The 24,866-nt window shown below is 53.4% G+C and carries 27 protein-coding genes and 1 pseudogene; 15 read left to right on the top strand and 13 right to left on the bottom strand.

The genetic code is table 11. The features are described 5' to 3' along the window. The first annotated feature begins 22 nt into the window (after positions 1 to 22). The 5 genes from paaK to AC2FAK_RS08640 all read left to right on the top strand — a co-directional run bounded on the left by paaK (position 23) and on the right by AC2FAK_RS08640 (position 4,525). Entirely contained in the window at positions 23 to 1,339 is a 1,317-nt protein-coding gene (gene paaK, locus AC2FAK_RS08620) for a phenylacetate--CoA ligase PaaK (protein WP_023621640.1), read from the top strand. A 537-nt stretch (positions 1,340 to 1,876) separates the two neighbouring features. Next, positions 1,877 to 2,809, top strand: a complete 933-nt coding sequence (paaX, locus tag AC2FAK_RS08625) for a phenylacetic acid degradation operon negative regulatory protein PaaX (protein ID WP_029883661.1) — start codon at positions 1,877 to 1,879, stop codon at positions 2,807 to 2,809. A 9-nt stretch (positions 2,810 to 2,818) separates the two neighbouring features. Continuing rightward, on the top strand, positions 2,819 to 3,415 hold the full coding sequence (gene paaY / locus AC2FAK_RS08630; RefSeq protein WP_047351738.1) for a phenylacetic acid degradation protein PaaY: 597 nt from the start codon (positions 2,819 to 2,821) through the stop codon (positions 3,413 to 3,415). A gap of 38 nt (positions 3,416 to 3,453) precedes the next feature. Next, positions 3,454 to 3,966 (top strand): GNAT family N-acetyltransferase, encoded by a 513-nt coding sequence (locus AC2FAK_RS08635; protein ID WP_047351739.1) that lies wholly within the window; start codon positions 3,454 to 3,456, stop codon positions 3,964 to 3,966. Between the two features lie 76 nt (positions 3,967 to 4,042). Then, positions 4,043 to 4,525 carry a hypothetical protein gene (locus AC2FAK_RS08640; protein ID WP_062934394.1) on the top strand — a complete coding sequence of 161 codons (483 nt, stop codon included), beginning with the start codon at positions 4,043 to 4,045 and terminating at the stop codon, positions 4,523 to 4,525. Positions 4,526 to 4,595: 70 nt separating this feature from the next. Here AC2FAK_RS08640 and AC2FAK_RS08645 read toward each other — a convergent pair whose 3' ends face one another. From AC2FAK_RS08645 to AC2FAK_RS08655, 3 genes are all read right to left on the bottom strand, one after another. Next, complete coding sequence (locus tag AC2FAK_RS08645) at positions 4,596 to 5,291, bottom strand: alpha/beta fold hydrolase (RefSeq protein ID WP_095454747.1); 696 nt, start codon at positions 5,289 to 5,291, stop codon at positions 4,596 to 4,598. Positions 5,292 to 5,419: 128 nt separating this feature from the next. Further along, positions 5,420 to 6,136, bottom strand: a complete 717-nt coding sequence (locus AC2FAK_RS08650) for an SDR family oxidoreductase (protein WP_095454746.1) — start codon at positions 6,134 to 6,136, stop codon at positions 5,420 to 5,422. 270 nt (positions 6,137 to 6,406) lie between these two features. Beyond that, the gene (locus AC2FAK_RS08655) at positions 6,407 to 7,240 is read right to left on the bottom strand and encodes a MipA/OmpV family protein (RefSeq protein WP_095454745.1); all 834 of its coding nucleotides are present in this window, start codon (positions 7,238 to 7,240) and stop codon (positions 6,407 to 6,409) included. 205 nt (positions 7,241 to 7,445) lie between these two features. Here AC2FAK_RS08655 and AC2FAK_RS08660 point away from each other — a divergent pair, with 205 nt between their 5' ends. From AC2FAK_RS08660 to oqxR, 3 genes are all read left to right on the top strand, one after another. Then, positions 7,446 to 8,123, top strand: coding sequence for a response regulator (locus tag AC2FAK_RS08660; protein ID WP_095454744.1), 678 nt, complete (start codon positions 7,446 to 7,448; stop codon positions 8,121 to 8,123). Then, a complete protein-coding gene (locus tag AC2FAK_RS08665; protein WP_095454743.1) occupies positions 8,123 to 9,511 on the top strand; it encodes a sensor histidine kinase in 1,389 nt (462 codons plus the stop codon). Before AC2FAK_RS08660 ends, AC2FAK_RS08665 begins: the two co-directional genes overlap by 1 nt. Before the next feature lie 171 nt (positions 9,512 to 9,682). Next, positions 9,683 to 10,162 carry an efflux pump transcriptional repressor OqxR gene (gene oqxR, locus AC2FAK_RS08670; protein WP_013096741.1) on the top strand — a complete coding sequence of 160 codons (480 nt, stop codon included), beginning with the start codon at positions 9,683 to 9,685 and terminating at the stop codon, positions 10,160 to 10,162. 58 nt (positions 10,163 to 10,220) lie between these two features. Here the strand turns inward: oqxR and oqxB are convergent, their stop codons facing one another. Together oqxB and oqxA are read right to left on the bottom strand one after the other, a co-directional pair. After that, positions 10,221 to 13,373 (bottom strand): multidrug efflux RND transporter permease subunit OqxB, encoded by a 3,153-nt coding sequence (oqxB, locus tag AC2FAK_RS08675; protein ID WP_095454742.1) that lies wholly within the window; start codon positions 13,371 to 13,373, stop codon positions 10,221 to 10,223. A gap of 23 nt (positions 13,374 to 13,396) precedes the next feature. Continuing rightward, positions 13,397 to 14,572 carry a multidrug efflux RND transporter periplasmic adaptor subunit OqxA gene (gene oqxA / locus AC2FAK_RS08680; RefSeq protein ID WP_061771643.1) on the bottom strand — a complete coding sequence of 392 codons (1,176 nt, stop codon included), beginning with the start codon at positions 14,570 to 14,572 and terminating at the stop codon, positions 13,397 to 13,399. Positions 14,573 to 14,906: 334 nt separating this feature from the next. Here oqxA and AC2FAK_RS08685 point away from each other — a divergent pair, with 334 nt between their 5' ends. Beyond that, positions 14,907 to 15,308 (top strand): helix-turn-helix domain-containing protein, encoded by a 402-nt coding sequence (locus tag AC2FAK_RS08685; RefSeq protein WP_095454741.1) that lies wholly within the window; start codon positions 14,907 to 14,909, stop codon positions 15,306 to 15,308. A 9-nt stretch (positions 15,309 to 15,317) separates the two neighbouring features. Here AC2FAK_RS08685 and AC2FAK_RS08690 read toward each other — a convergent pair whose 3' ends face one another. Further along, a complete protein-coding gene (locus tag AC2FAK_RS08690; protein ID WP_020688164.1) occupies positions 15,318 to 16,148 on the bottom strand; it encodes an alpha/beta fold hydrolase in 831 nt (276 codons plus the stop codon). Between the two features lie 238 nt (positions 16,149 to 16,386). Between AC2FAK_RS08690 and AC2FAK_RS08695 the strand changes: the two genes are divergently transcribed. Continuing rightward, positions 16,387 to 16,698 carry a YebG family protein gene (locus AC2FAK_RS08695; RefSeq protein WP_038419338.1) on the top strand — a complete coding sequence of 104 codons (312 nt, stop codon included), beginning with the start codon at positions 16,387 to 16,389 and terminating at the stop codon, positions 16,696 to 16,698. 122 nt (positions 16,699 to 16,820) lie between these two features. On the opposite strand, the pseudogene AC2FAK_RS08700 reads toward AC2FAK_RS08695, so the two are convergent. Continuing rightward, a pseudogene (locus tag AC2FAK_RS08700) lies at positions 16,821 to 17,177 on the bottom strand (ASCH domain-containing protein). A 159-nt stretch (positions 17,178 to 17,336) separates the two neighbouring features. Here AC2FAK_RS08700 and AC2FAK_RS08705 point away from each other — a divergent pair. Beyond that, positions 17,337 to 18,014, top strand: a complete 678-nt coding sequence (locus tag AC2FAK_RS08705; RefSeq protein WP_050859474.1) for a DUF1963 domain-containing protein — start codon at positions 17,337 to 17,339, stop codon at positions 18,012 to 18,014. Between the two features lie 52 nt (positions 18,015 to 18,066). On the opposite strand, the gene AC2FAK_RS08710 is transcribed toward AC2FAK_RS08705, so the two are convergent. Next, on the bottom strand, positions 18,067 to 18,384 hold the full coding sequence (locus tag AC2FAK_RS08710; RefSeq protein WP_095454740.1) for a nitroreductase: 318 nt from the start codon (positions 18,382 to 18,384) through the stop codon (positions 18,067 to 18,069). A gap of 193 nt (positions 18,385 to 18,577) precedes the next feature. Here AC2FAK_RS08710 and AC2FAK_RS08715 point away from each other — a divergent pair, with 193 nt between their 5' ends. After that, positions 18,578 to 19,078 (top strand): 2-thiouracil desulfurase family protein, encoded by a 501-nt coding sequence (locus AC2FAK_RS08715; protein WP_047023951.1) that lies wholly within the window; start codon positions 18,578 to 18,580, stop codon positions 19,076 to 19,078. A gap of 70 nt (positions 19,079 to 19,148) precedes the next feature. After that, positions 19,149 to 20,072 carry a LysR substrate-binding domain-containing protein gene (locus AC2FAK_RS08720; RefSeq protein WP_095454739.1) on the top strand — a complete coding sequence of 308 codons (924 nt, stop codon included), beginning with the start codon at positions 19,149 to 19,151 and terminating at the stop codon, positions 20,070 to 20,072. A 46-nt stretch (positions 20,073 to 20,118) separates the two neighbouring features. On the opposite strand, the gene AC2FAK_RS08725 is transcribed toward AC2FAK_RS08720, so the two are convergent. From AC2FAK_RS08725 to AC2FAK_RS08735, 3 genes are all read right to left on the bottom strand, one after another. Then, entirely contained in the window at positions 20,119 to 20,589 is a 471-nt protein-coding gene (locus AC2FAK_RS08725) for a hypothetical protein (RefSeq protein WP_013096730.1), read from the bottom strand. A gap of 151 nt (positions 20,590 to 20,740) precedes the next feature. Beyond that, positions 20,741 to 21,679, bottom strand: coding sequence for an omptin family outer membrane protease (locus tag AC2FAK_RS08730; protein WP_013096729.1), 939 nt, complete (start codon positions 21,677 to 21,679; stop codon positions 20,741 to 20,743). 243 nt (positions 21,680 to 21,922) lie between these two features. Then, positions 21,923 to 22,723 (bottom strand): efflux RND transporter permease subunit, encoded by an 801-nt coding sequence (locus AC2FAK_RS08735; protein WP_311379467.1) that lies wholly within the window; start codon positions 22,721 to 22,723, stop codon positions 21,923 to 21,925. Between AC2FAK_RS08735 and AC2FAK_RS08740 the strand changes: the two genes are divergently transcribed. Continuing rightward, positions 22,697 to 22,975, top strand: a complete 279-nt coding sequence (locus tag AC2FAK_RS08740; protein WP_276307906.1) for an ester cyclase — start codon at positions 22,697 to 22,699, stop codon at positions 22,973 to 22,975. The genes AC2FAK_RS08735 and AC2FAK_RS08740 overlap by 27 nt on opposite strands. 47 nt (positions 22,976 to 23,022) lie before the next feature. Here AC2FAK_RS08740 and AC2FAK_RS08745 read toward each other — a convergent pair whose 3' ends face one another. Next, a complete protein-coding gene (locus tag AC2FAK_RS08745; RefSeq protein WP_047351751.1) occupies positions 23,023 to 23,490 on the bottom strand; it encodes a nuclear transport factor 2 family protein in 468 nt (155 codons plus the stop codon). A 103-nt stretch (positions 23,491 to 23,593) separates the two neighbouring features. Between AC2FAK_RS08745 and AC2FAK_RS08750 the strand changes: the two genes are divergently transcribed. Next, positions 23,594 to 24,172, top strand: coding sequence for a TetR/AcrR family transcriptional regulator (locus AC2FAK_RS08750; RefSeq protein WP_045901120.1), 579 nt, complete (start codon positions 23,594 to 23,596; stop codon positions 24,170 to 24,172). Positions 24,173 to 24,223: 51 nt separating this feature from the next. On the opposite strand, the gene AC2FAK_RS08755 is transcribed toward AC2FAK_RS08750, so the two are convergent. Then, positions 24,224 to 24,820: an NAD(P)H-dependent oxidoreductase gene (locus AC2FAK_RS08755; RefSeq protein ID WP_094915781.1), complete on the bottom strand. Its 597-nt coding sequence runs from the start codon at positions 24,818 to 24,820 to the stop codon at positions 24,224 to 24,226. Positions 24,821 to 24,866 lie beyond the last annotated feature (46 nt).

Raw genomic sequence — 24,866 nt, forward strand, 5'->3', positions numbered from 1 at the left:
ACAATAATGTGAGTACCCTGCGATGATAAATACAACAAAGCTTGATCCGATCGAAACCGCGTCCATTGACGAATTACAGGCGTTGCAGACCCAACGTCTGAAATGGACGCTGAACCACGCCTATAACAACGTGCCGATGTACAAACGTAAGTTTGATGCCGCGGGCGTTCACCCTGACGATTTCCGCGAACTGGCCGATATTCGCAAGTTCCCGTGTACCACCAAGCAGGATCTGCGCGATAACTATCCGTTCGATACCTTCGCCGTACCGATGGAGCAGGTGGTGCGTATTCATGCCTCCTCCGGCACAACCGGGAAACCGACCGTCGTGGGCTATACCCAGGGCGACATTGACAACTGGGCCAATCTGGTGGCCCGCTCCCTGCGTGCCGCCGGGGGCAGCGCGAAGGACAAAATCCATGTGGCCTATGGTTATGGTCTGTTTACCGGCGGGCTGGGCGCTCACTACGGTGCCGAGCGTTTAGGGGCCACGGTGATCCCGATGTCCGGCGGCCAGACCGAGAAGCAGGCGCAGCTGATCCGCGATTTTAAGCCGGATATGATCATGGTGACGCCTTCCTACTGCCTCAACCTGATTGAAGAACTGGAGCGCCAGATGGGCGGCGATGCCAGCGCCTGCTCCCTGCGCGTGGGCGTGTTCGGTGCCGAGCCGTGGACCCAGGCGATGCGTCATGAGATCGAAAAACGATTAGGCATTACGGCGCTGGATATCTACGGCCTTTCGGAAGTGATGGGGCCGGGCGTGGCGATGGAGTGTCTCGAAACCGCCGACGGCCCGACCATCTGGGAAGATCACTTCTACCCGGAGATCGTCAATCCGAACGACGGCACCCCGCTTAATGACGGCGAGCAGGGCGAACTGCTGTTCACCACGCTGACCAAAGAGGCGCTGCCGGTGATCCGCTATCGCACCCGCGACCTGACCCGTCTGCTGCCGGGTACCGCCCGCACCATGCGCCGCATGGACAGGATCAGCGGTCGCAGCGATGACATGCTCATTATCCGCGGTGTGAACGTCTTCCCGTCGCAGCTGGAAGAGGAGATTGTGAAATTTGAGCATCTCTCTCCGCATTACCAGCTGGAGGTGAACCGTCGGGGCCATCTTGATTCACTTTCTGTAAAAGTGGAGCTGAAAGAGAGCAGTCTTTCGCTGACCCACGAACAGCGCTGTCAGGTCTGCCATCAGCTGCGTCATCGCATTAAATCGATGGTCGGGATTTCCACGGACGTCATGATCGTCAACTGCGGCAGCATCCCGCGCTCGGAGGGGAAAGCCTGCCGGGTGTTTGACCTGCGTAAAGTGGCGGCCAACGGTTGAATTATCCTCATTCTACGTTCCCTCTCCCTTTGGGCTGAGGGATCCCCAGTAATTTTTTACCGAAAGCGATGATGTTGCTTCAGGAAAATGAATGACTTACAGCGACGCCCTGGTCCGGCTGTAAATCGCTGAGGCGTTTCCTGCAGGCCGGGGCGAGGCGCAGGGATGCGCCGAGAGGGCGGCTTTACAGGGACGTTACATCCGGCCGTCCCCGATAAGCCGGAAGGAATAAGCCGAGGGCACCGCGAAGCGGCGATTTACCGCCGGGAGCCCGGGTCGCCAGGGCGGTGGCGACTGAGCCGCCCTGGCACGTTCACAAGTCATGCCGTTACAGAGTAGCAAGGAACATAAAGTGAACGGAATTACCTCTACAGCCATATGTTCCCCCTCACCCCAGCCCTCTCCCTCAAGGGAGAGGGGGTCCTCCGTGCAGGCATTATTTTATGGGGATCCCTCAACCCTTTGGGAGAGAGTTAGTGTGAGGGTCTATCCAGGATTCGTATGCTATGATTCATCCAGGACAAAAACACCAACAGAATGAATCACATGAAACTCGACGCCTTTATTCAGCATGCGGTCAGTTCGGTTCCCATCAGCGGGACGTCGCTAATCTCTTCATTATACGGTGACGCGCTTTCCCATCGCGGCGGCGAGATCTGGCTTGGCAGCCTGGCCGCGTTGCTTGAAGGGATGGGCTTTGGCGAACGCTTTGTGCGAACCGCGCTGTTTCGCCTCAATAAAGAGGGCTGGCTGGATGTCTCCCGCATCGGGCGTCGCAGCTATTACCGCCTGAGCGACAAAGGGCTGCGTTTAACCCGCAGGGCGGAGAATAAGATCTACCGCGCGGAGTTGCCCGCCTGGGATGGTAAATGGCTGCTGCTGCTCTCCGAAGGCCTCGATAAAACCACGCTTGCCGATGTGAAAAAACAGCTAATCTGGCAAGGGTTTGGCACGCTGGCGCCCAGCCTGATGGCTTCGCCCTCGCAGCATCTGGCGGATGTGCAGTCGCTGCTTCATGACGCGGGCGTGGCGGAAAATGTCATCTTCTTCGAAGCCCATTCACCGCTGGCACTTTCCCGCGCGGCGCTGCGTTCCCGCGTTGAGGAGTGCTGGCAGCTGACCGAACAGAACGCGATGTACGAGACGTTTATTCAGTCGTTCCGTCCGCTGCTGCCGCTGCTGAAAGAGGCAACGCCGGAAGAGCTTACGCCGGAGCGTTGCTTCCACATCCAGCTGTTACTGATCCACTTTTATCGTCGCGTGGTGCTGAAAGACCCGCTGCTACCAGAGGAGCTACTGCCTGCGCACTGGGCGGGTCAAAGCGCACGACAGCTTTGCATCAACATCTATCAGCGTGTGGCACCGGGAGCGCTGGCGTTTGTCAGCGAGAAAGGCGAAACCTCGGTGGGTGAACTGCCCGTGCCCGGCACGCTTTATTATCAACGCTTTGGTGGTCTTGCGACCGCATAAGGAGTGAGGATGCCTGTTTATCAAATTGACGGTCTGACGCCGGTGGTGCCAGACGAGAGCTATGTCCACCCGACAGCGGTGCTCATTGGCGATGTGATCCTGGGCAAAGGCGTGTATGTCGGCCCCAATGCCAGCTTGCGCGGCGACTTTGGCCGTATCGTGGTGAAAGATGGCGCGAACATTCAGGATAACTGCGTGATGCACGGCTTCCCGGAGCAGGATACGGTGGTGGAAGAGGACGGCCATATCGGCCACAGCGCCATTCTGCACGGCTGTATTATCCGCCGCAACGCCCTGGTAGGGATGAACGCGGTGGTGATGGATGGCGCGATTATCGGTGAGAACAGCATCGTCGGCGCGGCGGCGTTTGTGAAGGCGAAAGCCGAGATGCCCGCTAACCATTTGATTATCGGCAGTCCGGCGAAAGCGATTCGTGAGCTGAGCGAACAGGAACTGGCCTGGAAGAAGCAGGGCACGCGCGAGTATCAGGTGCTGGTGGAGCGCTGTAAGCTGACGATGCATCAGGTGGAGCCGCTGCGCGAAGAAGAGCCGGGACGCAAACGACTGACGTTTGATGAAAATCTACGGCCGAAATCGGCGGTGTGAGCGGGGGGAATGTATATTACCGGGCAAGGGAGCATCCTGTGACGTTACTTTTACGACAAGCAACATCAGCAGATTCAGTATTACTCAGTGAACTGGGCTATTGCATCTATCCCGCGCACTTTAAGCATCTGTGGAAGTCGGAATCAGAGCTAAACGATTTTCTGGAATCCGAATATTCCGTTGCAGCGATAGAACAGAGTCTGAGAGACAGCGGAACAAGCTGGTATGTGGCGGACCTTGATCAACCGATTGGCTTTATGAAACTGACATGGGAAGCCACAATCCCTGATACCGACATCAGCGGTGTGCTTCTTAACAAACTCTATCTTGATCCGACCAAGACGAGTAATCACTACGGTCAGAGCATGTTTAGCAGCGTCATCGAACTTACCCGCAGTCATGGCAAAAAATTTCTGTGGCTCGAGGTGCTTGAACAGAATGAACGTGCCCGGCGATTTTATGAAAAGCAGGGGATGCGGTTTATCAAGGATACGGTTTTCGAAACAGCGTCGCAGCGGAGTGTATTAAAGATCATGGGAATGGAGTTATAGCTTTCCTTTGCTTATAGGGGGCTTTTGTCTTCGTCAGACAGGGATTATTGGTTCTGAAAGAGGGATAGATCTGGCTATGCGGGCTCATCAACAGCACAAGTCACGTAAATTGTATCGTAGCGTCAACACGACGACACGACACTATTCTAACAACCCTGGCGCTGAGTATCGCTGGGAACGTAATCGTAAAAAATCCGGGGATGAGCTGCTGGTAACACGTGAAACCATGCACAGTGGACAAAAGCGAGGACGTGACTACACGCCATTGTTTTACTTTTTGCTCAAACAGATTGGCAAGCGGTGGGATGACGTTTTCAGTGAAGTTTGTGGACGTCTTGATACTACCGAGCCTGTGTTCTGGTTAGTCGCGATGCATGAGCATCAGCAAAGGGATTTAGTCTGTATTGGCGATAGCAGCTTTTATCCGGGCCTGTTTGTTGATGAGAATGGCGTTTTACAACAGGTTAACCCATCGATTAGTGCCAGGGATGTAGAGGTGACTTGCCGATGCTGTACGCACACCTTTATTGGTGAGCCTGTTCCCTGGAGGGAGGAGTGAAATATGGGCTGTTGCGCTACATACCCTGATGAAGTAAGTCAGGATATTTGCCGGATAACCCCCCAATAATTTACGTAGCCGGGATCCATTCAACAATAGTTCTTGCCAACTCCCTGGGCTGTTCGAGCGGAATCATATGGCCGCAATCCAGAATAATTCTTAACGACGCATAAGGTATGGCTTCGACCAATTCTTCTGCCTCCTTCATCGAACGGATGGCATCATCTTCACTGGCGATAACCAGTGTTGGACAACGTATCGTTGCAGAAGGTATACCTTGCCTGGACAAGGATGATTGCGTGATGAAGGCTTCAAATCCCAGAGAGCATCCCATTTTCTGGATAGCTGAAATCATATCCTGATTTGATGTGTTTAGAGGGTGGAGTGACCGGGCAATAGCATGTCTGCTCAGCCCCTTAAACGTTGTGGGGGACAATGACTGCACGCTTTTCCGCTTTGCTTCAGCCTCTAACGGCGTATCTTCCCGTAAGGAACTGGCAATAAGCACTAAGGACTCTACACGTTCAGGGAATTCTGCTGCCAGTTGCCGGGCAATATACCCTCCCATCGAAAAACCTATCAAAGAAAACTTCTCAGGCAGAAGAGTAATCAAATGCTGCACTACATCATGAATGGTTCGTCCTTCAGTTACAGCTGCATGATGAACAATACAGTTTGACGGGAGGTATGTTTCAAATTCATGCCAAAGCATTTCATTCAGCATAAACCCTGGAATTAAAACGATTTTACGCAGCTTTAAACTCATAGATCTCGCTTCAATGCATCAGTGTATTTATTGGATTAGACCGGTTAAAAATATCTTACTAACTGCGACAATATCAAATTTCTGCCCTGGATAGGCGTTATCTATTTCCACAGAGTTTCTGAACGTTTCTAACGTCCTCCCAGGCTTCCTCCACCATCAACAGGCAGCACTACGCCAGTAATAAAACTCGCTTCTGGTGATAAAAGAAAGGCTATTGCTGAAGCCACTTCAGCAGGAGAACCCAGTCTGCCCATTGGGATTGTCGATAAAATACGTTGTTCTGCTTCACTTCCAACAGGTCGTGTTTTATGAAAAAGCTCTGTCTCTATTGGCCCAGGAGCAATCGCATTCGAGGTGATCCCGAATTGAGCAAGCTCTAATGCCCAGGTCCGTGTACAACCTACCAGAGCACTTTTTGCTGCTGAGTAAGCTGTTCGGTCAATCGCACCGTAGATGGCACGGCTACATACATTAACTATTCTTCCCCAGCCTCTGCTCTTCATGTTGCCGATGAGTGCTTGTGTTATTTGAACTGCCACCCGTACGTTTATATCCATGACCTTCAGGAACGTTTGAATATTAATGCCTCCAAGTTGTTGAGGTAAGGCTACACCCACATTATTTACAATGCCGTGAATTTCGTGATTTTCGACTATTTTCAATAAAATTAAGTTAGTCTCATCAGCGCTACTCAGGTCAGCCGTATATAAAACCCCCGGAAAGCTGGCATCAACATTACGGGCAATACCCACAACCTGGTGACCCTGTTCTGATAATTTGTCACTGAGTGCTCTTCCTATCCCTTTTGTTGCACCAGTGATTAGATAAGTGCGATAAGGCCCCATATTAAAATCCTCAGTTTCGTTTGGCAGAATGAGAATCCAATGCTAACTGAAATCCCATTTTTTACTAACCCTCTATTAGGCTAGCAGAATAATTGCTAACGTTCGCTCTTCGCTCAAAACCGACGCTCACGCAGGAACAGAATGGCGTATTGGTACACATGCCAGCCTGCAATCATGACCTGTCAACCTGACGCGATACGTTCCTTATCCCTATCAAGTGCCGCCCCGTCATCTAACACGGGGCGGGTTTTGGCGTTCCATCCAAATAAATCAGAAACTGTACGTAACCTTCAAACTTCCTGTCGGCGAGGTTTTTCGCTGAACAATCGGGCTGTCGGCTGCATCCCCCATCAGCTGCGTAACGCCTGCGCCAGCAACCACGCTCCAGCGTTGGGTGAGCTTGTGCGTCCAGTCGAGATTCGTTGACCAGGCATAAATTCCCGCGCCAGCGTCATATCGGGCAAATCCGGATGCGGTGGACTGGGATGCATTCACCCCGTAGTAAGTCTGCATGTACTTGCTGCTGCCCCAGCTACCGGTCAGCGACAGTGTCACCGCGTTGTTCTGTGAGGTAAAGAGCGGGCTGGAAATGCCGAAATGCAGCGCTTCGCCGTTGTCTCGCTCCGAAACCGGCACCTCTGCCTGTAATTGCAGATTTAGCCAGTCGGTCACTTTGTACCCCAGCCCTGGCACCACCAGAGCCGAACCTTTGATGTCGCCCATACCGCGCAAATAATCGCTGCCGCCGCTGATCGAATCGCTGTCCACGTCCCGATCCTTACGGCCCGCGCGATAGCTCAGCGCCGCGTTGTAATCCAGGTTGCCGATGTTGTTGCCGTAACCGATCCCTCGCGTGGTGCTGACGAAGAATCCGTTATACATCGCGTAATCCACCACCACCGCCGTGGTTGCGCGGTTTTTATCCGAACCCGAATAGCGGGGCGCAACATCCACGCCTCCGCCTAAGGTCAGCACGTTGCCCTGTTGTTCTGCGGCCAGTACCGGGGTGGCCAGTAATGCCAGCAGTGCGCCTGGCACGATTTGCTTCAGACTGAGCCCCGGGAGCGAAAGGGGGAACGAGTGACGCAGTTCGATATGTCTCATTAAAGAAGTCCTTTTGGATTCAAATGATTACGTTACAAGCGGTGTTAATCGCCAGAGCGCCCAGTTTGAATGTCCACCCTAAGGTTCTTATGAGCTCAAAATGAAGAAAGACTGAAGCAGATGCCGATGATGCAAAACTGTTAAATTACCTGTTACCGTCTCTTTCTTAAGACGTTCTTCATTCACGGTTGATAAAGTTGCCCTTGTGAAAATATTACTTATTGAAGACGACCTTGATCTCGGCAATGGCGTGCGTATTGCCCTTGCAGATCAAGGGCTAGATGTCATATGGGTCCGCCGCAAAGAGGATGCGCTGCATCAACTTGCTGTCTGCGCGCCTGAACTTATTCTGCTCGACCTGGGGCTGCCGGATGGCGATGGTATGAGCCTGATGGCGTACGTGCGTCAGCAGCTAAAAGGCATCCCCGTTATTATCCTGACGGCGCGAGGAACGCTGCAGGATCGCCTGAGCGGGCTGGATGCCGGTGCCGATGACTATCTGGTTAAACCGTTTGTGCTCGCCGAGCTGCTGGCCCGGGTGAGGGCGCTTGCGCGGCGCAGTTATGGCTATCAAAACGAGGCGGTAGAAATCAGAGGATTATCCCTGCATGTGCCGACGCGTCGCGTCACGGTGAGTTCCCGCCATATTGAGCTGACGGTCAGCGAATACGCGCTGCTTGAAACCCTGATGTTGCGTGCTGACCGCGTGCTTACGCGCCGTTTTCTGGAAGAGAGGATCTTTGGTGCGAAAGAAAACATGAGTAATGCGCTTGATGTGCATATGGGGAACTTGCGTCGAAAAATTGGCGACGGCTATGTACGAACGGTACGGGGCGTCGGGTATGTCATTGACACCGTTGCGATTCAGAAGGAAGCATATTGATGCGAAACCTGTGGCGTTTCCTGCGGGTGCCCACGCTGGTGCGGCGAATCATGGTCGCTCAGATGCTTCTGCTGACACTGCTGTGGTGTCTTTTTTTAACCTGGATGCTGTGGGATGACTTGCGTAGCCCCCCGATCCTGACCGGCGATAAGACATATAAAACCATATTTACTCTTGTTGAACACATGGAAGGGCGTACGCAGGAACGAAGCGAGGTGCTGGAGCAATTCAGCCAGGCGTTGCGGGAAGATTACGGCGGCGGGGACGATGCGGGACTCTCCATCACCATGATTATTCGCAAGCATAACGCAATACTGTATGCCTCTGCTGGCGCACCGATAGGCGTGAAAAATACCCGGTTGGGGAAGATCGAGCGAATTCACAGCGACGGGCGTAGCTGGACCAGCCGTACGCTAAAATCCGCGAATTCCGACGTGGAGGTGACGCTGGTGACGCCTGCAGCGGGGTGGAATTTCTTTATCTACCTCAACTCGCGTGGCTACTACATCATGCCGCTGCTGGTGTGTATTCCTTTTCTGCTGTTTCCCGCATGGCTGTCAATCCGCATCGCTATGCGCCCTTGGAACAACGTCGTGAATGAAATTGCCTCGCGCGCGCCAGAAGATCTCTCTCCGTTAAAGGCGGTTCCAACGCACCGGGAGCTTAGCCAGATGGTGAATGCGATTAATCAGTTCCTTGCCAGGGTGCGAGAAAGCACGGAAAGGGAGCGGGTATTTATTGCCGATGCCGCTCACGAACTGCGCACGCCGCTGGCTGCGATGCGAATCAATGTGGAGGCGTTGCAGGCCTACGTCAGCAGTGATAATCAACAGGCGCTGCTGGCGGGAATTATTCGCAGCAATAGCCGGGCAGCGCGTCTGGTTAATCAGCTTTTGCTGATGATGCACAGCGAAGCAAGCGTGGATACGGCGATGGAGCCGGTGCCGCTTACGACGCTCATCCAGGAGCGCATGGCGGTGCTGGCACCGCTCGCCGCGGAACGCAATATTGAGCTTGAATTCTACGCTCTGGAAGAAAGCTGGGTGAGCGGTGTCAAGGAGCGTCTGATGTCGCTTATCGATAACGTGATTGAAAATGCCATCAAATACAGCCCGCAAGGCGGGCGGGTGGAGGTCGATCTCTTTTCGGCGGAGACGTCCACTCAATTCAGCGTCTCCGATGCCGGGCCGGGTATTCCGGTGGCGTTGAGGGAACGGGTGTTTGACCGGTTTTTCCGCGACCCTAATCAGGTGCAGAACGGGAGCGGGCTGGGTCTGGCCATCGTTAAAGCGGTGGCGCAGCAGCACAACAGCAGCGTGAGCCTGAGTACCTCTGCTGACGGTGGGCTCAGAGTGACGGTGGATTTCCCCAACCCGGCATTCGCCTGAAGAAAACGGGAGGGTGATCCCATTTCGTGCGCGATGGAAACTCTTTTTTACGGGGCGGGTCAAAGTAGATAGCTTCAAAATAATTACGGTATTTGTTATATTGTTGCTTATTGATTATTCACCTCTGCGGTGCCAAAAAGAATAAGATTCACCGCAACCCAGGATACGTAAATGTTAGATTACCGCTTCCCGACAGCTTTGCAGATGGTTCTCAGCGTAGCGATGGCGGAGCAATTGGGTGAACGTTCGACGAGTGCGATTCTGGCTTACGGCCTGGAAGCGAATCCGAGCTTCATCCGCAAACTGATGGTTCCCCTCACGCGTGACGGTATTATCGTCTCAACGCTTGGTCGCAACGGCTCAATTCATCTTGGCCGCCCGCCGGAACAGATCACCCTGCGTGATATCTACCTTTCTGTCATAGAAGATAAAAAGCTGTGGGCGTCGCGTCCCGACGTACCGGCGCGCTGCGTAGTGAGCGCGAATACGTGCTGGTACTTTAAATCCATCGCTGAAGAGGCCGAGCAGGCGTCACTCGCGGTCTTAGCCGGTCATACCGTGGCAAGCGCGCTGGAAGAGCTCAAGAAAGCGGATACCAGCGGGTGCGATCCGGTGCCCGAACTGATTGCCCAGTACAAGAAAGCGCATTAATGGCTGCATAAAAAAACCGCCTTCATCGTGAAGGCGGTTTTTTGTTATCTGCAGCGTATTACGCGGGCAAGACCTCTCTTTCCACTTTGCCGCGTGTGACAAATTTACGCAGCGTCACGTAAAACACCGGCGTCAGGAACAGACCAAACAGCGTTACGCCCAGCATACCGGAGAATACCGTGATCCCGGTGACGCCGCGCACTTCTGCACCCGCACCGTGGCCGAGGATGAGCGGGATGGTCCCGGCGATAAAGGCGATGGAGGTCATCACAATCGGACGTAAACGCAGGCGGCACGCTTCGAGCGCCGCTTCCATTATACCTTTGCCCTGGATTTCCAGCTCGCGGGCGAACTCCACGATAAGAATCGCGTTTTTACACGCCAGCCCCATCAATACTACCAGACCCACCTGCACAAACACGTTGTTATCACCGCCGGTCAGCCAGACGCCAAACAGGGCAGAGAGCATCGTCATCGGCACGATAAGGATCACCGCCAGCGGCAGCGTCCAGCTTTCGTACAGTGCCGCCAGGACCAGGAACGCCAGCAGAACCGCGACCGGGAAGACGATTAACGCCGTGTTCCCCTGAGTGGCCTGCTGGAAGCTCAGATCCGTCCACTCGATATTCATCCCGTTCGGCAGAATCTGCTTAGACATCCCCTCCAGTTGCGTCATCGCCTGGGTAGAGGAGAGGACGCGCGGATCGGCATCGCCAATCAGGTCCGCCGCCGGATAGCCGTTGTAGCGGATCACCGGATCGGGCCCGTAAGTGGTACTGATATTGACCATACTGCCAATCGGCACCATCTCACCCTGGTTATTACGGGTGCGCAGATTCGCAATATCTTCCACGCTGTCGCGGTACGGCCCGTCGGCCTGCGCCATGACGCGCCAGGTGCGGCCGAACTGGTTAAAGTCATTCACATAAGACGATCCCAGATAGGTTTGCAGCGTCCCGAACAGATCGGTCAGCGACACGCCCTGGGCTTTGGCCTTATCCCTGTCGACCTGCACATCCAGCTGCGGAACGTTCGCCTGGTAGGTGGAGATAGGGAAGTGCATTCCCGGCGTCTGCATAATTGCGCCCGACATGGTGTTCACCGCATTTTGCAACGCACCGTAGCCCAGACCGGCCCGATCCTGGATGTACAGCGAGTAACCCGACCCCTGACCCAGCCCCAGAATAGGCGGCGGCAGAATGGAGAAGCCAAAGCCCTGCTGGATTTGCGCGATTTTGGCATTGATCTCGGCGTTAATTTCCGCCGCCGTGTGTTTACGCTGGTCAAACGGTTTCAGGCCAAAGAAGACCGTCCCGGTATTCGGCGTATTGGTGAACTGCAGCGCATTCAGCCCCGGGAAGGCGACCGCATAATCCACGCCCTCGGTGTTCATACCGATTTCGCTCATTTTGCGGATCACTGCATCGGTACGTGCCAGCGATGAGCCTTCCGGCATTTTCACGCCGCCAATCAGGTACAGCTTATCCTGAGTGGGAATAAACCCGCCGGGTACGGCTTTAAACATCACGCCTGCGGCACAGAGCAGCAGTACATAGACCACAAACACCGCACCGCGTCGTCCGAGTGTTTTGCTCACCAGCCCCTGATAACCGTTCGAGCTACGGTGGAAGAAGCGGTTAAACGGACGGAAAATCCAGCCGAACAGGCGATCGATAAGCCGGGTAGGGAGGTCCTTCGGCGCGCCGTGCGGCTTCAGGAGCAGGGCGGCCAGCGCAGGCGAAAGCGTCAGCGAGTTAATGGCGGAGATCACCGTTGATATCGCAATCGTCACCGCAAACTGCTTGTAGAACTGACCCGTAACCCCAGAAAGAAACGCCATCGGCACGAACACCGCGCACAGCACCAGCGCAATCGCGATAATCGGCCCGGAGACTTCACGCATCGCCTGATGCGCTGCCGCCAGCGGCGCAAGCCCCTCTTCGATGTTTCGCTCGACGTTTTCCACCACCACAATGGCATCGTCCACGACGATACCGATCGCCAGCACCAGCCCGAACAAACTCAGGGTGTTAAGCGAAAAGCCCAGCAGATAAAGAACGCTGAACGTGCCGACCACCGAGACCGGCACCGCGATCAGCGGAATGATCGACGCACGCCAGGTTTGCAGGAACAGAATGACAACCAGTACAACCAGCACCACCGCTTCCAGCAGCGTCTGCACGACCGCGCGAATGGAGTCACGCACGAATACCGTCGGATCGTACGGTGCCGCCCATTTCATGTCTTCCGGGAAACGGGTAGACAGTTCTGCCATTTTAGCGCGCACCGCGTTAGACAGATCGATAGCGTTCGCTCCCGGCGACTGGAAGATACCAATCCCGACCGCGTCTTTATTGTTGAGCTGGGAACGCAGCGCATAGCTACCGGAGCCCATTTCAATGCGCGCCACATCGCGCAGGCGCACCAGCGAGCCGTCCTGCGCGGTTTTCAGGATAATATTGCCAAACTCTTCTTCGGTATGCAGACGACCCTGCGCGTTAATGGAGATCAGGAAATCGCTCTCTTTCGGCAGCGGCTCGGCGCCCAACTGTCCGGCTGACACCTGCACGTTTTGCTCCTGCATCGCCGTCACCACGTCCGAGGCGGTCAGGCCGCGCGCTGCCACCTTATTTGGATCCAGCCAGACGCGCATCGCGTATTCGCCCGAGCCAAAAATCTGGATTTGGCCAACGCCGGGCAGACGCGCCAGTTCATCCTTCACTTTCAGCGTGGCGTAGTTACGCATATAGAGTGAATCGTACTTACCGCCGGGCGAAAACAGATGCACCACCAGCGTCAGCGTCGGCGACTGCTTCTGGGTGGTGATACCCAGACGGCGAACGTCTTCCGGCAGGCGCGCTTCGGCCTGTGACACGCGGTTTTGTACCTGAACCTGGGCCTGATCCGGGTCGGTTCCTGGGCGGAACGTGACGGTGGTCACCAGTACGCCGTCGGAGCCGGCGACGGACTTCATGTACATCATGTTTTCAACGCCGTTGATCGCTTCTTCCAGCGGCGTCGCCACGGTCTCTGCAATCACCTTCGGGTTGGCGCCGGGATACTCCGCGCGCACCTGCACGCTTGGCGGCACAACGTCAGGGTATTCGCTCACCGGCAACAGCGGGATGGCGATTAATCCTGTGATAAAAATCAGTATCGACAGCACCGCAGCAAAGATTGGCCTGTCGATAAAAAAGCGGGAAAAGTCCATGGGTCGGATTCTCAGATAAGGGATCAGTTAAGGGCGGCGCGGGTGGTCATGGCAACGGTTTTCGCGTTTACCGGCATGCCCGGCATAAACACTTTTTGTAAACCGTCGACGATGACTTTATCGCCAGGCTTCAGCCCCTGCTGGACGATACGTAAACCGTCGGCCAGACGCCCTGGCGTAATATCACGACGCTGCGCTTTACTCTCTTTATCAACGACATAGACATACTTCCGATCCTGATCGGTCAGTACTGCCTTGTCGTCAATTAGCGTGGCCTGGAACTCCGCGCTGCCCGGCAGGCGGACGCGGGCAAACAGTCCCGGCGTGAACTGACGCTGTGTGTTATCCAGCAGCGCGCGCATGCGGATGGTGCCGGTACTGGGTGTTAACTGATTATCAAGAAAATCGACTTTGCCCTGATGGGGATAGCCATCCTCGCCCACCAGCCCAATCTCAACCGGTAGCGCCTGGTGAGTGCTGGCGGCACCGTGCCCGCTGAGGGCGAGTTTTTGATAGTGAAGGTAAGTTGACTCATCCACGTCAAAGTAGACGTAAACCGTCTTCTGCGAGACCAGCGTGGTGAGCACGCTGGCGCTGTCACCGGCGGTAACGAGGTTCCCGCTGGTGATCAACGCGCGGCTGGCGCGCCCGTCGATAGGGGCGGTCACTTTAGTGAAATCCAGGTTCAGCTGCGCGGCATCCACCGCCGCCTGTGCGGCGCGAATGTCGGCCTGGGCCTGGACGGCAGCAGCGCGGCGCTGCTCCCACTCTTCACGTGAGACCAGATGGGTATTGACCAGTTTATCGGTACGGTTTGCCTCGCTTTGCGCCAGGCTGGCCTGCGTTTTGGCTCTTGCCAGCGCTGCCTGCGCCTGTTCCAGCGTGGCGCGATATGTTCTGTCATCGATCGTGAACAATACCTGGCCTTTTTTGACCTCCTGACCGTCGGTGTAATTCACTTTATCAATGTAGCCGGAGACGCGAGGGCGGAGCTGTACGCTTTCCACCGCTTCGATCCGGCCATTAAAGCTGTCCCACTGGCTAATGGACTTGACGACCACGTCAGCGGCGCTGACGGTGGGCGCTTGTGGCGCGGCATTTTGCGCGACACCCTCGTCACACCCGACGAGCAGGGCGGAGAGTAACACCGCGCCCAACGCGTTCAGATGAAAATTACCCCAGGTTTTTTGCAGGCTCATTATTTTTATTCCGGTAGTTGTAGCCGCCGGGCAAGACGCAACGGGGGACGCCGCGCCACTTCCTTTGTCCGGGCTGGCTTAAGGCCATTTGTGTCGTTCATCGCCACAAAACTGTAACAATTGTGAATACACTATCGCGGCGATTGTAGGTAGGCGCTAAATTTAGTGCAAGAATAATTGTTGCACTTTATGTGCTATTTGAGGGCGGGGAAAAAGGCGCGTTTTCGGCAGGGATTTAAATGCAACAATAAAACTTGCATTTAACATCAAGTCGGGCCATCTTTAAATGCAACTAACAAAGGTGCTTTTTACTACGTGGCGTGTGGGGGAGAAGATGGACACTGGCGCATTTATTCACGATCTGCTCGACTGGATCGACAATAACCTGGATAGTCGTCTGGACATTGAGACCGTATCAAAGCGTGCAGGCTATTCAAAATGGCATCTTCAGCGGATCTTCAAAGAACACACGGGTTATCCTATTGCCGAGTATATCCGTGCACAGAAACTTCAAAAATCGATGGAGCGGTTAACCCATAGCGATGAGCCGATCCTGAACGTGGCGATCGCGTTGGGTTTTGACTCCCAGCAGTCTTTCAACCGCAGCTTTAAGCGTCAGTATGGTCAGGCTCCGGGGGCATGGCGTCGCAGCATTGTAAGCCCCAAAACGCGGCATTTATGCCAGACATCACCCTGGCCTGGGCGGGAACCGTTTTGCTCCCGCCTGAGGGGGTAAGGCGCGGGGTTAACTGTTTATAAAGGCGAGAAGATCGGCATTAACCTGATCGGCATGTGTCGTTGGGATACCGTGAGGCGCGCCTTTATACGTATGCAGGGTTCCGTTTTGGACCAGCTTGACTGACATCGCGCCGGAATCTGCATACGGCACCACCTGATCGTCATCCCCATGAATGACCAGAACAGGGATGGATATCCCTTTAAGGTCTTCCGTGAAGTCAGTCTGCGAGAAGGCCACAATCCCATCGTAATGCGCCTTGGCGCTTCCCATCATCCCCTGACGGTACCAGTTATAGATGACCGCTTCGGAAGGCTTCGCCCCCGGGCGATTAAATCCATAGAACGGTCCCGCGGGCACGTCATAATAAAACTGAGGACGATTCGCCGCCAGCTGGGCCTGAAAATCATCAAACACTGACTTTGGCGTACCCTGAGGATTACTCTCCGTCTTCACCATCAGGGGCGGTACAGCACTGATCAGTACGGCTTTGGAAACTTTGTCTTCACCGTGCCGGGCGATATAACGCACCACCTCACCGCCGCCGGTTGAATGCCCGACATGCATCGCACCCTGTACGCCAAGATGTTCCACAACGGCGGCCACATCGTCAGCGTAGTGATCCATATCATGGCCGTCCCACACCTGATCTGAACGACCATGACCGCGACGGTCATGGGCCACAACGCGAAATCCTTTATTGACGAAGAACAGCATCTGGGCGTCCCAGTCATCACTGCTTAGCGGCCAGCCGTGATGGAAAAAGATCACTTTCCCGTCTTTTGGACCCCAGTCCTTGTAGTAGATATTGACGCCATCGCGAGTTGTTACATAACCCATGATTATTCTCCACTCAGATAGACAGATTGCATGAAAGGCAGAAATGAAATGCGGTATACGGCCCGACTCCGCCGCGAATTAAGAAGTGTAGTTCATACGCTGGCCGTCTGGGTTAAGGCTCACCCACTGGCGGGCAGAGTGGGGCAGCGGTAAGGGGGACGGACAGAAAATAAATTTTAGCTGCAAGCTACACCGTGAAGGGCTATACTGTATATAAATACAGTGAAAGGGGCGCATCATGGCGGTTGAAACAAAATATGTTGTTGTAAGAAAAGGTGAAGAGAAAATGACATTTGCCAGTAAGAAAGAGGCTGACGCGCACGACAAACTGCTCGACATGGCAGACGCGTTCACCGACTGGCTGCTGCAAAGCGGACTGCAGATGGACGAAACGCAGGCTGAAGATCTGGGGCTGTATCTCGCCGAGCAGAAAGAGGCCGTGCAGCATATTCTGCGTACCAGCAAACTGCCCGATCTCAACGCTGTAACCGACAAAACAGAATCTGATGAGGCTGGCAGTAAAAAAATCCGAGCCGTGAAAGCTGCCTGACAGGGACATTTACGGTGGAAAAACAGTCGAGGTACTGCAATACGTCTTACACCAGGGCGCCGGTGGCGCCTTTCACACCCTCACTGCTACGTCCTGGCCCGGGCGATTAATTTTCTCTCCTTTCACAGCACCTCAACCACTTCAAATTCTTCTGCGATCAACTCCATATCTTCAGAAAAATGACCTTCTCGGGTGAAAAATCGTTGATGCTCTTTCTGCCAGTATTCAAGGCTTAAATCGCCTTCACCTTCTTTACGGGCAAACGCCTCGGTCACATCACAAAAACGCACCAGTCGCATTTAAACCAGCCGGGTGACACAGACCGGAACATTCTGGCCATCAAGAATAATGTTATAGCTCCCGATCCGCGGGGCAGACTCCTCCTGCTGATAAGAGGCAAAAGATCCGCAGGAAGCGGTTTTGATCCCTTTTTTAATCAGGTCTGCAAGCTCGCTGGCCAGTTCCGGGCTGTCGCCCATTTGCCAGGCACCGGCGCCTGGGTACTTCACTTTTAATTTCTCAACCGCAAACATGACAAGCCCTTTTTATATGCAGGTCTGATGAATAATGATTACGATATAATAAAAATGTCTTTATTTCAGACTGTATAGAGTCTCTCCATACGTAAGGCGACACATATGAAATCCAGGAGTGCGTTAGTTTTAGACGAGCTCAGATCCAAATTACGTCCTGCATCGGTGGCACAAGTGGGCGGTTTTCGTCCCCCGGCAGACCCCCTTACATCCTGGTTTTTGAACGGTGTCGCTCTTCCCGGTGAAGGATTACCACTCTGGAAGGGGCAGCCGATGTTTCCGCTTCTTCAGATTCGTATAGATGAGCTTCCCGTTATCCCTGAGCAACTGAAGGACGTCGCACTCCTGGTGCTCTTTCACAATATTGAAAGCCATCCATTTGATAAACCTCATGGTGAAGGTTGGCTCATACGCGAATATGCCACCCTTGAAGGGCTTGAGTTATTGCCTGCAACAGACACGCCTTATCGCGCATTTCCGGTTCGATGGTTGGGCGTCAATGATGATGCGCCGGGATGGGAGGATGCCTGGGATATTATTGACCTTTCTGACGTAAACGATGATCAGGAGGCAAGCGACCGCTTCCATGATGATTTCAAACGCTACAGGGGAACCAAGGTCGGAGGATATCCGATGGAGATACAACATGGCGCGGGGATAGAAGACTTTGTCTTTCAGGTGGGATCAGAGGAAAAGGTCAACTGGATGTGGGCGGATAATGGTATCGGCTATTTTCACAAATCACCGGAGGGACTCTGGACGTTTTCGTGTCAGTTTTACTGAGCATACGTCATCACAATGCTATGAATGACCCATGCCCGGCCATTTCTGCGACTCACTCTCTCGACTTATCCGCCTCAACATTTACGCTGATGTTCAGCCTCTTAGCTTCCATAATCAGCATCTTTTGGGCCAGCGCCATATCGCCACCGTGCACTTTATCTATCAGATGTTGTATAAGCGACATCATCAGGAAATGCTTATTCGCGGGATAGAAATCTGTCATGTCGATGCCATTATCCTTCAATTGATGGTGTGCCGTAGATTCTGTATCTTCAATGATTTGAGCAATTTTCTCATTCATTACGTTGATTTGCGCAAAAACAACACGGTTTATCATTTCAATTTGTTCAGGTGTGAAATTCTGTTCCATCCTAATCCCTCATCAACGTATCGAATTCAGACAATTTACGATGCTGAATAATAATACTGAACAGCCAGACGATTAAACAGGTGCTTATCTTCCTCAACTATATTTCTCACACACAGCCAACCTTCACCATCCACGCCAGTACCCGCAGCGTGTTACACTTCCTCACTTTCATCATCTACACGACAGGGAAGCGATGATAAATAAAATTCTGGTCAGTGCGTGCCTGATGGGGTTCAGGGTGCGTTACAACGGCAGCGAAAAAGCGAAGGCGATGGCGCAACTCTCCCGCTGGCAAGCGGAGCAGCGGTTAGTGATCCACTGCCCTGAACTGGCTGCCGGGTTGCCGGTGCCCCGACCACCAGCAGAGATTTTGTCGGCCGACGGTCGGGATGTCATGCGCGGGCAGGCCAGAATCATTGAGAATACGGGCCAGGATGTCACCGAGCACTATCAGCTTGCCGCCTGGCTTGCGCTACGTACCGCACAGGAGCATGGCTGTCGCGCGGCGCTGCTCACGGATGGCAGCCCAACCTGCGGGAGCCAGCATATCTATGATGGTTCTTTTAGCGGCGTGCGAAACACGGGGATGGGTGTCGCGGCAGCATTACTCGCTGAACATGGGATCGCGGTATTCTCAGAAACGCAGCTTCCGGCGCTGATACGCTGGATAGAAGAAAGTGAAAGGGTCAATTAACCGACCCGATCGTCATTTAACGTAAGCCCGGTGTATTACGGGTTTAACCGCCGCCTTGTTAAGGGAAACGATGTCCTTACCACCACTCTATGCCCTGCGCGCCTTTGAAGTCGCTGCGCGAGTAAACTCCTTCAGTAAAGCCGCTGAAGTGCTCAATATTACGCCGGGCGCGGTCAGCAGACATGTCCGCACCCTGGAAATGTGGTTCGACTGTGAGCTGTTCAAACGGCAGGGGCCGAGAGTGGAGATCAGTGAGGCGGGGCGTGTTCTGGCCGGGCAGCTTCACGAAGGGTTCAGGAGCATCGAGTGGGCCTGTCGGGCTTTCAGGAGTGAAAACCACCTGTTGCGGCTGAAGGCACCGAGTACGCTCACCATGAGATGGTTGCTTAACGTCCTGCGATCGTTTCGTGAACATCATGAAAAACCCGACGTTGAAATAGCCAGCGTCTGGATGGACATCGATACCGTTGATTTCACGCGAGAGCCCTATGATTGCGCGATCCTGCTGGGCAACGGCCATTTTGGCGAGTCAACGGAGAGCCGATTGCTTTTCAGTGAATGGCTTATTCCGGTCTGTACCCCCGCTTTACTGGAATCTGCCCGAGAGCAACTTTCGCAGTGCGATCTGATCCATCCTTCCCCGGACAGACGCGACTGGCGGCGGTGGCTGAGAAGGACGGGGTTATTCCCCGGGCTTGATATGAGTCGCGGAGCGGTTTTCGACACCCTTGAACAGGGGAGTAGTGCCGCCATGAACGGCCATGGCGTCGCGATTGCCGACCTGCTGCTTTCGCTTGACGCGCTGAATAGCGGACTGCTTGCGCTGCCTTTCAAAGAAGCCATCGCCACCGGAGACGGTTATTACATTGTCTGGCCGAAAAATTCACTCAGGAAAAAGAGTATTGAATGTCTGCTGGACTGGCTTGACCTGCATGCCCCGGTCATTCCTTCTCTTGATATCATCTGTCTGGAATACGACGAGCATCGGCTGTAGTTATCAAAAGCAGGATATGCCGCGGGCGTATCCTGCTCTATAGACTTCAGGCGTATGGAATATTTGCCATTTTTTTATACCTTTCCGGCAATGCACCGTTCAGGTTGAGAAGTTTATCGAGAATAGCGATCGCAGGCGTATTGTTTGCGCGCTCTGAATCTACTATCGCTGCACGCAATATAGTGGCAGCCGACGTGACGTTCTGAAAGTACGCCTCGGACTCGGGTGTTTGTAATTCACCTGAAAGGGCGTAACGCACCAGCGGCCATCCTGAAAAATCCAGTACGGGAAGGGGCTCACCTTCTTTTGGCAGATTAGCGGCGAGCAACGCTTCAGCTTGCATGGGGTCGTTGTGAGCGGCACACAGAATGTGAAGGCGATGCACAAAGGCCGCAAGGGTCACATCGTTCTCTTTTTCTGCTGACAGCGATTCCAGCAGTGCCGATAAATTGGCGCCGGATGAATATTCATCTAGTGAGACCAGCTTCATTAAATGAAATATAACGTCAAGCGTCATGTTTGCTCCCTGAACATTTATCAATTTTGAAGGATGATATTTCAGGGACGTCGCGTTTGAAAAACGACAAATAGTCAGAATCAATGTGAGTTTAACTCAACATCACAAAAAGGCCCCGTCAGGGGCCCGATCTTGATAAATCACAACAGGATCAGAAGCGGTATTGCAGACCCGCGGTAATGGTATAGTTGCGGTTTGAAATACCGGCAGCGTCTCCGCCAATAGAGCCCGATTCGCCAGTATTGGTATCAATAATCTGCGTACCGCCTTTACCTTCTTCGTAACTGCTATAGGTAAATTCAGCAAACACTTTGGCGTTCGGCGTGACGTAATAACCTGCGTCAACTGACGCACCGTAATAGCGGGAATCCGAGGTCTTCTCACGGAAGGTCAGATCGCGCATATAGTGCTCGTCGTTGTCGTGCGCGCGTACCCAGTCACTGAATTTAAACAGGGCATTGAATTCAAAATCATTGAAACGGTACTGACCCGCCAGGCCAATGTACGGCATGGAGAAGCGCTGGCTATAGCCAATACCGCGTTCACCTGCCGGGAAGTTGCCCGTATTGGTGCCGTTATCATAATTATAAGAGCCACCGGTCGCCGTCCAGCTGAAGCGCGTTTCCTGATAACCTGCGGTTACGCCAGCTTTATAGTTATCGCCCTGGAAGATCCAGCCTTTAACGTTGAGATCGTATTCATTGGCGTAATTGACGTTGGTCGCAGGATGGGATGAATGGTCTGTCCAGGAGGATTGTTTTGCATTCATCCAGTCGTAGTCATCCATATGACCCGAGCCTGATGCCAGAGACGTCCAGCCGCGGGCGTTCAGTGTCAAAAATGAATAAGCATCCCAGGAAATATCACCTTTCAGAATGGCAACATTTTTGATTTTCCAGTCGAGCTGGCTGATTTTTCTTCCAGTGACTTCGTCGTACACCATTTCATGGGATTTTCCGCTCAGCATCCCGGCAGAGGCTGAAACCGATAAACTTTCTGGTGAAAAATCCGGTATGGCTTGTGCGGATCCTGCATATACTGCCCCTGAAAACGCGGCCATCATCATTCCCGCAACAATATTTTTTGTCATTTTAATTTCCCTAAATCAAATTTAATCAATGCCTTGCAGACAAATCTTAAAAGTCATACAAATAAGAATCAACTGCCAGTTTTGGTATTTTTTTATTATTTGACCTAGGGAGCGATATTTAACTTTGGGCCGCCTCAGTGAGGCGGCGAAAGGTGGGATGAATAAACATTGAGTCGGTGCAAAATAGCTGTCGGTAATTAAAAATGCACTCCCGGATGTAATAAACTTAACGCATTCTCCCTGTTAATTTGAAACGCTCCTCGCAGGACGGATCCTGAACCAGATCGCATACATCGCCGGCAGGAACACCAGGGTGATGATCGTTCCGCCCAGCGTCCCCCAGAATACGGAATGGGTCAGCGGTATGAATGCCAGCACGGCGGCCAGGGCTGTCAGTAACACCGGCCGTGCCCGCTGGACGGTTGCTTCGACCACCGCATCGAACGGGGCGAGACCTTCCTTCTGGTTATGCGTAATCTGCCCGATAAGGATCAATGTATTTCGCATAAGAATGCCCGAAAGCGCAATCAACCCGACGAGCGCATTGATCCCAAAAGGTTGATTGAACAGCAGCAGCGTGGGAACCACGCCGACCAGACCCAGCGGGGCAGTCAGAAAGACCATCACCATCGCGGAGAGAGATCGCACCTGCACAATGATGATCAGTAACGTCAGGGCAATCATTATCGGGAACAACGGCACCATGGCCTGTGTGGCTTTACCTGATTCCTCAATTGAGCCTGCCATCTCAATGCGGTATCCGGGCGGGAGCGTATCAATGATCGGTTTTAGCTGTTTCATGATCGCCACCGACACATCCGGTGGCTGAAGATTGTCGGCGATATCTCCGCGCACGGTAATGGTGGGCGTGCGGTCGCGACGACGCAGGAGCGGGTCTTCCATTTTGACCTCAATCTGACCGATTTGCGACAGCGGCACCCGCTGTCCCGCACTGCCAACCAGGGTAAACCCGTCGATCTTCGCCGTTGCGGCGCTGGTCTGCTCAATTGAGATGCCATAAGGCATCTGCACTTCCACCAGCACTTCATGGCGTTTCGCACGGCGGTACCGGATTTACGCTGTGAAGTGGAGCAGATGATTATTACCGGCGACCGCGTCGTTTCGCATCTGCATTTTCGCGGAAGCTTCACAGGCACATTTGGCAAACTGAAAGGACAGGGGCAAAAAATAGATTTTATCGCCACGGATATTTATCAAATCCGTGAAGGAAAAATAGTCGCCAACTGGCATTTAGAAGACAACCTGACGCTGATGAAACAGTTAGGGGTGTTATAAATTCACCTCTCCGGGTAACCGACAGAAGCCCGGAGAGATGAAAAATCCTATAACCCCAGATCGCTCAGTGACGGGTGATCGTCCGGGCGTCTGCCCAGCGGCCAGTGAAAGAGCCGTTCAGATTCCTTGATGGGCATATCGTTGATACAGGCAAAACGCCGCTTCATGAGGCCGTCCGGCTCGAACTCCCAGTTTTCATTGCCGTAAGAGCGGAACCAGTTCCCTGAATCATCATGCCATTCATAGGCATAGCGCACGGCGATGCGGTTGTCGGTAAATGCCCAAAGCTCTTTTATCAGGCGATAATCCAGCTCTTTCTTCCATTTCCGCTCAAGGAACGCCTGCGCCTCCGCGCGATTCGTGGCGAACTCCGTACGGTTACGCCACTGCGTGTCCAGCGAATAGGCCAGTGCGATTTTTGCCGGGTCGCGGCTATTCCAGCCATCTTCTGCCAGCCTGACTTTTTCAATGGCGCTTTCACGGGTAAACGGCGGTAAAGGGGGGCGTGTGTTCATCTCGGCTACCTCGGGTTGATAGTATGTAGACAGGTCTGTCTACTTGCGTTAATCTATGCCTGTAAATACCGTCTGTCAACACACTGTTTGAGGCCAGATAAGCGTGAATACTCTCACTACGAATAACGATCAAAAAGTCAGCGTCAGAGATAAAATATTACTCACCGCGCACGAACTCTTTTATTCCACCGGGTTCAGAGCAACGGGCGTTGATACGCTTATCAAACAGGCAAAAGTGACTAAAGTGACGTTTTATCGCCATTTCCCGAGTAAGAGTTTGCTTATTCTTGCCTATCTGCAATATCGGCACGAGCTGTGGATTACCTGGTTTGAAACCACGCTTCGACAATATCTCGAAGAGGGGCGGGCTGCATCGGACGCATTAGCTGCAACGCTTAACGGGTGGTTTATTTCCCCGTTGTTTCATGGCTGTGCGTTTATTAATGCCAGCGCAGAAGCAAAATCAGAAGACAATGAAAGTGAAATAAAAGCCATTTGCCGCAACCATAAATCTGAAACCCGGGAAAAAATTGCCTCCCTCACCGGTATTGCCGATGAGGCTATTAACACGCAGATTTTAATGCTGATAGACGGTGCCATCATACATGCGCAAATGGGTATGGATACCAAAGAGGTGGTCAGTCAGTTGCGAAGGGGACTTGAAGCGCTGATACCGCGCTAATTACGGCTTTGCGTGCGCAGCCAAACCTCGGGAATGGCTGCGCCGTACGATTCAGATCTTAGTGAGGCTTTGCAGGAATTCGTCCACCTGCTGAGGAGTGGCTGAATCGGCCTGATAGAGGATATCGAGCGTCACGTTTTTAAGGCCACAGAAGCCAAACACCCCTTCAACAATCTGGGTCTGAATAGCTCCGGAATAACCGTGCTTATCGAACCCGGCCAGATCGCTGCCCGCCGTTGCGACCAGGCGCACGGGCACATCACGTAAATTACCCACGATGCGACCATCTTCAGCCACTTTATAGGCCCAGTTCACGGTCAGCACCCGATCAAACCAGCCTTTCAGAAGGGCGGGAACGGACCACCAGTATATCGGGAAGACAAATACCAGCATATCCGCGCGCTCGACACGCTGCTGCTCGCGCAGCACCTCGTCCGGCAGCGCACTGACATCGCCGTGGTAGAGGTCAAGGTCGGGTCGAATCATGGTCGGGGAAAAACCTTCGGCATGCAGATCGGCTATTTCAACCTGCGTACCCTGTTCCTGTAACTTCCCGGCAATTCGCTGCGCGAGGGATTGGGATAACGAATTTTCGACCGGGTGAGCCGTCACGATCAGGGCAGTATTGATGACGTTTGATGCAGACATAGAGACCTCAACAGGGTGAGTGAAGATGCCTCTATATTACTATTGG

Source organism: Enterobacter cloacae complex sp. 394F7, from assembly GCF_057320385.1.

Coding starts and splice junctions, on each gene's coding strand:
- AC2FAK_RS08650 (WP_095454746.1), bottom strand. CDS start 6,136: ATGGGGCCTTATCGCACTTATCTAATCACTGGTGCAACAAAAGGGATA.
- paaK (WP_023621640.1), top strand. CDS start 23: ATGATAAATACAACAAAGCTTGATCCGATCGAAACCGCGTCCATTGAC.
- AC2FAK_RS08640 (WP_062934394.1), top strand. CDS start 4,043: ATGCGGGCTCATCAACAGCACAAGTCACGTAAATTGTATCGTAGCGTC.
- AC2FAK_RS08720 (WP_095454739.1), top strand. CDS start 19,149: ATGTCCTTACCACCACTCTATGCCCTGCGCGCCTTTGAAGTCGCTGCG.
- AC2FAK_RS08645 (WP_095454747.1), bottom strand. CDS start 5,291: ATGAGTTTAAAGCTGCGTAAAATCGTTTTAATTCCAGGGTTTATGCTG.
- AC2FAK_RS08655 (WP_095454745.1), bottom strand. CDS start 7,240: ATGAGACATATCGAACTGCGTCACTCGTTCCCCCTTTCGCTCCCGGGG.
- AC2FAK_RS08730 (WP_013096729.1), bottom strand. CDS start 21,679: ATGACAAAAAATATTGTTGCGGGAATGATGATGGCCGCGTTTTCAGGG.
- oqxA (WP_061771643.1), bottom strand. CDS start 14,572: ATGAGCCTGCAAAAAACCTGGGGTAATTTTCATCTGAACGCGTTGGGC.
- AC2FAK_RS08715 (WP_047023951.1), top strand. CDS start 18,578: ATGATAAATAAAATTCTGGTCAGTGCGTGCCTGATGGGGTTCAGGGTG.
- AC2FAK_RS08705 (WP_050859474.1), top strand. CDS start 17,337: ATGAAATCCAGGAGTGCGTTAGTTTTAGACGAGCTCAGATCCAAATTA.
- oqxB (WP_095454742.1), bottom strand. CDS start 13,373: ATGGACTTTTCCCGCTTTTTTATCGACAGGCCAATCTTTGCTGCGGTG.
- AC2FAK_RS08665 (WP_095454743.1), top strand. CDS start 8,123: ATGCGAAACCTGTGGCGTTTCCTGCGGGTGCCCACGCTGGTGCGGCGA.
- oqxR (WP_013096741.1), top strand. CDS start 9,683: ATGTTAGATTACCGCTTCCCGACAGCTTTGCAGATGGTTCTCAGCGTA.
- AC2FAK_RS08710 (WP_095454740.1), bottom strand. CDS start 18,384: ATGGAACAGAATTTCACACCTGAACAAATTGAAATGATAAACCGTGTT.
- AC2FAK_RS08745 (WP_047351751.1), bottom strand. CDS start 23,490: ATGAACACACGCCCCCCTTTACCGCCGTTTACCCGTGAAAGCGCCATT.
- paaY (WP_047351738.1), top strand. CDS start 2,819: ATGCCTGTTTATCAAATTGACGGTCTGACGCCGGTGGTGCCAGACGAG.
- AC2FAK_RS08685 (WP_095454741.1), top strand. CDS start 14,907: ATGGACACTGGCGCATTTATTCACGATCTGCTCGACTGGATCGACAAT.
- paaX (WP_029883661.1), top strand. CDS start 1,877: ATGAATCACATGAAACTCGACGCCTTTATTCAGCATGCGGTCAGTTCG.
- AC2FAK_RS08690 (WP_020688164.1), bottom strand. CDS start 16,148: ATGGGTTATGTAACAACTCGCGATGGCGTCAATATCTACTACAAGGAC.
- AC2FAK_RS08695 (WP_038419338.1), top strand. CDS start 16,387: ATGGCGGTTGAAACAAAATATGTTGTTGTAAGAAAAGGTGAAGAGAAA.
- AC2FAK_RS08725 (WP_013096730.1), bottom strand. CDS start 20,589: ATGACGCTTGACGTTATATTTCATTTAATGAAGCTGGTCTCACTAGAT.
- AC2FAK_RS08755 (WP_094915781.1), bottom strand. CDS start 24,820: ATGTCTGCATCAAACGTCATCAATACTGCCCTGATCGTGACGGCTCAC.